5 protein-coding genes are annotated in these 5,437 nt (G+C 64.8%); all 5 read left to right on the top strand.

All coding sequences use genetic code 11. The features are described from left to right. The first annotated feature begins 203 nt into the window (after positions 1–203). The 5 genes from M3498_14305 (at position 204) to M3498_14285 (ending at position 5,085) form a co-directional block, all read left to right on the top strand. Positions 204–1,199 carry a LacI family transcriptional regulator gene (locus M3498_14305; GenBank protein ID MDQ3460450.1) on the top strand — a complete coding sequence of 332 codons (996 nt, stop codon included), beginning with the start codon at positions 204–206 and terminating at the stop codon, positions 1,197–1,199. A gap of 62 nt (positions 1,200–1,261) precedes the next feature. Continuing rightward, positions 1,262–1,513, top strand: a complete 252-nt coding sequence (locus tag M3498_14300) for a 5-deoxy-glucuronate isomerase (protein ID MDQ3460449.1) — start codon at positions 1,262–1,264, stop codon at positions 1,511–1,513. After that, positions 1,506–2,987, top strand: a complete 1,482-nt coding sequence (locus tag M3498_14295; protein MDQ3460448.1) for a tagaturonate epimerase family protein — start codon at positions 1,506–1,508, stop codon at positions 2,985–2,987. Before M3498_14300 ends, M3498_14295 begins: the two co-directional genes overlap by 8 nt. A 7-nt stretch (positions 2,988–2,994) precedes the next feature. Beyond that, complete coding sequence (locus tag M3498_14290) at positions 2,995–3,807, top strand: SDR family oxidoreductase (GenBank protein ID MDQ3460447.1); 813 nt, start codon at positions 2,995–2,997, stop codon at positions 3,805–3,807. Positions 3,808–3,816: 9 nt separating this feature from the next. Next, a complete protein-coding gene (locus tag M3498_14285; GenBank protein ID MDQ3460446.1) occupies positions 3,817–5,085 on the top strand; it encodes a lactate racemase domain-containing protein in 1,269 nt (422 codons plus the stop codon). Positions 5,086–5,437 lie beyond the last annotated feature (352 nt).

The following is a 5,437-nucleotide window of genomic DNA, read 5'->3' as shown; positions in this document are numbered from 1 at the left end:
GCCTCTTCAAATGCTTCGGCTTTGAATGCGTCCTGACACGCTTTCTAGCTTCATTTCGAATTGCTGGGTTCGCAAGCTCCCTTTTATCTTTGGGAAGTCACCATCATAGGGTTCATCCATCTTCTTTTATGCGACACGCTCTAACTAATCGCTATAGTGCTCATACCGTTAACGTAATCGCTAACATCATGTGGAGAGACAAGGTGCCCAAAATAACCATCGCAGATGTCGCCAAGGAAGCAGGGGTGTCGACGATGACGGTCTCCCGGGTGCTCAACCGCAAAGGAGAGATCAGCCAGTCCACCCGTGACCGCGTGCAGCGAGAAATCGACCGGCTTGGCTACCGTCCCAGCGCGGTCGCGCGCGGCCTCGCCACCAGACGCACTCAGACCATCGGCCTCGTTATCCCCGATATCACCAACCCGTTCTTCCCGGAGATCGTCAGGGGCGCCGAGGACACCGCCTGGCAAGCGGGCTACACCATCGTCCTCTGCAACACCGTCGAAGACCACCAGCGAGAAGCGGCGGCCCTCGAGCGGCTCGAGGACAACCGCGTCGACGGCGTTGTGCTCTGCAGCGCCCGCCTAGCGGACGAGGCTCTCCTGCCGCTGATCAAGCGGCACGGAGCCGCCGTGTTGATCAACCGCAGCGCCCCTTCCGGAGTGGCGGGAACGCTCGAGATCGACGATGCTCACGGGGCCATGCGCGCCGTTCATCACCTACTGGCGAGAGGCCACGGCACCATAGGCTTGCTCGCCGGCCCAAGCGACTCCTACAGCGGCAAGAGGCGCCTGCAGGGTTACACCAATGCGCTTGAAACCACCGGGGGCAGGATCGATCCTGCCCTGATCAAAGCCTGCACGCCGGACGAGGGAGGCGGAACCGAGGCGGCGAAGCGCCTGCTCGAGCGGCGACCCGACCTCTCCGCGCTCGTCTGCTACAACGACCTCGTCGCCATCGGGACGCTGCAGGCTTGCGCCGAACTAGGGGTCCATGTGCCCGGCGACCTCGCCGTGATCGGCTGTGACGACATCCGCCTGGCGAGCCTCGTCTCTCCCTCCCTGACCACCTTGCGCGTCGACAAGTACGATTTGGGCGTGCAAGCGGTGCGCATGCTGCTCGGGCGCATGGAGGAAGGAGCCGCACCCCACGAGAGGCTGATCAAACCGGAGCTGGTGGTACGCGCCAGCGCACCCTAGAGACCAGCGCACCCTGGAGACCAGCGCACCCTGGAGACCAGCGCATCCTGGAGAGGAGTCCCATGCGCATCCAAAAGGCAAGACGACCCGGCCTCAGCCCCCTCGTCAGCAGAGACGACGGTGACGCCAAGGACGGCAGCCTGAACGAGGCCTACACCGTCAGAGACGGCGACGCGGCCCTCATCTCGCGAGGCTTTCACCCCGTCGGCGCGGCGCCCAGTTACAGCCTGTATTACTTCTGGGTGTTGGCAGGCGAGCAGCGCGAGCTGGTACTCTTCGAGGATCCCGATCACCTGTGGTTGCACGATGCCTGAGTCTCCTCCCATCTCGCTGGCTACCCTGAGGGGCCGTGCCGGTGTCTACCGGACCTCACTCACCGAGCAAGGCGGTGCCTCCTTCTGGCTCGAGCGCGACGGAGACGGTAAGTGCTTGATGGTGCTTGCGGCGGACGAGGCGCAGCTCAACTTCAGCGGTGAGGCCGAAACTCATAGCGACGGTCATAGCCTGAAACGGTGCGCTACGAACGACGCGAACGCGCGCGCGCTCCGCCGGGCGCTCCCCTGGCTCGAGCCCCAACCGCTGGGCTTCGTGACCTCGGCGGGATGTGGCGACCGACTTGGTCTCGCTACGCCGGGGCACGTCGCCGCGTTCGGGGAGGTCGGAGGAGGAATCGCGCCCATCTTCGCGCAGCAGTCCATCCGCGAGATGACGCGGACGCAAAGGTCGCCCGAGGACGTCATGCGCGACGCCACCTGGGGCGCCTTCGAGGCCGGCTGGAGAGGGCCCGTGGGCGCCGACGCCGACCACCTGAAAACGTTCGAAGACATCGACCGCTGCGCAAACGCTGGCTTCACCTTCTTCACCATCGACCCCGGCGAGCACGTGGACGACGAGGCGCACGGCGCCAGCCCCAGCGCTGTCGAGGAGAAGGTGGACGCGCTGCCCTGGCCGGAGCTCGAGAGCTCCCGGCAGGAACTCGAGGGGCATTACATAGGCACGACCGTCGAGCTGGAGACCAAGGGCCTTGTTCTCGAGCGCGAAGCGGTGTTGCGCGCCGCGGCCAAGTACGGCCGCGCGGTCGCCCATGTCGCACGGATGTACCGTCACCTAGGGGCGAAGGGTGTCCCTTTCGAGCTCGAGGTCTCGGTCGATGAGACGCAGACCCCGACCTCGCACGCCGAGCACGCCGTCGTCGCGCTCGAGCTCAGGCGCCTCGGCGTGCGCTTCGTCAGCCTCGCGCCTCGTTACGTCGGCCGCTTCGAGAAGGGGATCGACTACCTCGGGGATCACGACGCGTTGCGTGAAGACCTCGCGGGTCACGCCGCCCTGGCCAGGGCCTTGGGGCCTTACAAGCTGAGCCTTCACTCCGGTTCGGACAAATTCAGCGTCTACCCGATCATCCATGAACTCACCAAGGGGATGGTCCACCTCAAGACGGCAGGAACGAGTTACCTCGAGGCCCTGCGGGTCATCGCCCGCCTCGAGCCCGACCTCCTTCGCAAGATAGGCGCCTTGGCCAAAGCGCAGTTCGAGCAGGACCGCGCCAGTTACCACATCTCGGCCGACCTGCAGAGTGTTCCTGATTTTGCCGCCCTCGGCGAAGCGGAGCTTGTCGGCCTGCTCGATCACAACGACAGCAGACAGGTCCTGCACGTGACCTTCGGCTCGGCGCTCGACGCTTTCAAGCCTGAACTGATGGGGGTTCTCAAGGCCCATGAGGAAGCCCATTACGACACCGTAAGGCAACACTTCGTCAAGCACCTGGCGCCGTTCGCGAGGAAGTTATGATGAGCGCATGAAGCTTTTCGACCTGAGCGGCAAGGTCGCGGTGGTAACGGGCGGCACGGGCGTGCTGGGCGGCGCTATCGCGCGGGGGCTGGCCCGTGCCGGCGCGAGGGTGGCTATTCTGGGCAGGCGCGAAGAGGTCGCCCGGGACGTGGCCGAGGCCATACGCGGTGGGGGCGGCGAGGCACTGCCCGTCCCCGCCGACGTGCTCGAGCGACGGGAGCTCGAGGCCGCGCGGGAGCGCGTCCTGCGGAGCTGGGGCCGTCTCGACGTGCTCGTCAACGCCGCCGGCGGGAACATGCCCGAGGCGACCGCCTTTGGCGAACGCAGCTTTTTCGACCTGCCCAAGGAGGCGCTGGACGGGGTGCTCGAGCTCAACCTCACGGGCACGGTCCTGTCCTCACAGGTCTTTGGCGTGGCGATGACGCAAAAGGGAGAGGGCGCGATCGTCAACATCTCCTCGATGGCCGCGCAGAGGCCGCTCACCCGCGTGGTCGGTTACAGCGCCGCCAAGGCGGCGATCGACAACTTCACGAGGTGGCTGGCGGTGGAGCTCGCGCAGAAGTACGGGCCGGGGCTGCGGGTGAACGCCGTCGCGCCGGGTTTTTTCGTGGGCGATCAGAACCGCGACCTGCTCTTGAACGACGACGGGTCGCTCACCGCCCGCGGTCAGCAGATTATCGACCACACGCCGATGGGCCGCTTCGGTGAACCGGGCGAGCTCGTGGGAACAGTCGTGTGGCTCTCCTCGGACGCCTCGCGCTTCGTGACGGGCGTGGTGGTGCCCGTCGACGGCGGCTTCTCGGCCTTCAGTGGTGTGTAGGGGAGAGCTATGGTCATATCCAAAGGACTCGAGACCGCCACGCTGAGCGAAGCCGACGTTCGGGAGCTGCTGGAGTCAGCCTTTGCGGAGGCCGACCTGGCGGGCAAGCGCGTGCTGGTGATCATCCCCGACGGCACCCGCACCGCCCCCATCCCGCTCGTGTTCAGGCTGCTCTACGAGCTGCTAGGGTCCAGCGTGGCGCGGCTCGACTATCTCATCGCCCTGGGCACCCACCAGCCCATGAGCGAAGCGGCTATCGAGGGGCTCGTCGGGGTGTCCAAAGAGGAACGGGCAACGCGTTATCCCAAGACAGCGGTCTACAACCACGATTGGGGCCTGCCGGAGACGCTCGTGCCGGTGGGAACCATCTCGAGCGGAGAAATGGCCGAACTGACGGGCGGCCTCGTCAGCCGCGAGACGGCCGTGACCATCAACCGCATGATCTTCGCTTACGACCACCTCGTGATCGCCGGCCCGGTCTTCCCCCACGAGGTAGCGGGCTTCTCGGGCGGCGCCAAGTACCTCTTTCCCGGCATCTCCGGCAGGGAGATCATCGACTCTTCCCACTGGACCGGGGCGCTCGCCACCTCCTACGACACCATCGGGGTAAAGGACACGGCGGTACGGCGGGTGCTGCACCGGGCAGCCGAGTTCGTGACGTCGCAAAAGCCCCTCACCTGCCTCAAGATGGTCATGAAGGGCAAGGACCTTCACGGCCTCTACATAGGCGATTACCTCGAGGCCTGGGAAGCAGCCGCCGATCTGTCGGCGAAGCTCAATATCGTCTACAAGCCAAAACCCTTCAAGCAGGTCTTGTCGATGGCGTCTACAAAGTACGATGACCTGTGGACCGCCGCCAAGGCGACCTACAAAACCGAACCGGTGGTCGAAGACGGCGGCGAGGTGATCATCTACGCCCCGCACATCAGGAAGATCAGCGTCACCCACGGGCGCCTCATCGAGCAGATCGGCTACCACGTGCGCGACTACTTCGTGAAGCAGTGGGAGAAGTATGGGGCTTTTCCCTGGACCATCCTGGCGCACTCCACGCACGTCAAGGGCGCGGGCTCCTTCGAGAACGGCATCGAGATAGCACGCATCCGGGTGACGCTGGCGACGAGCATTGACGAGGAGACCTGCCGCGCCGTCAACCTCGGCTACCGCGACCACCGGGAGATAGACCCGCAAGCTTGGAGGGACCGGGAAGACGAGGGCCTCCTGCTCGTCGAGAATGCCGGCGAGCACCTCTACCGCGTCGCTACAGAAAGCTCCTCATGACACCTGCGATGCCTCCTGGCCAGAAGGTCGTGCTGGGCTTACTTATCACCGCGCAGCGAATTAAGAGCACGCTCTTCTCGAAGTCGACCTCATCGTCGGCATCGTCACGGGAGGCGTCGTCCCGGCAGCCTCATCGCCTACGGGCTCGAGCTGTCCCACACCACCCACAGCAAGTGCCTTCCGAAGCACCATCCACCGAGGACGTCTGAGGTACGCGCGCACGAGCCTTTTCCAAACGCAAAAGCGGCGCTTGGAAACACAGCTGGCATCTGGTATAAACACACTGGGTAGAAAGACAGGTAGGTCCCCAGGGAATCCCCTCTGTGCCAGAATGTTGATTGCCGGTCTTTCC

The sequence above is a fragment of the Deinococcota bacterium genome (genome assembly GCA_030858465.1).
GTDB lineage: Bacteria > Deinococcota > Deinococci > Deinococcales > Trueperaceae > JALZLY01.
Note: the sequence above shows the minus strand (reverse complement) of the source record. Positions and strands in the feature narration are given on the sequence as shown.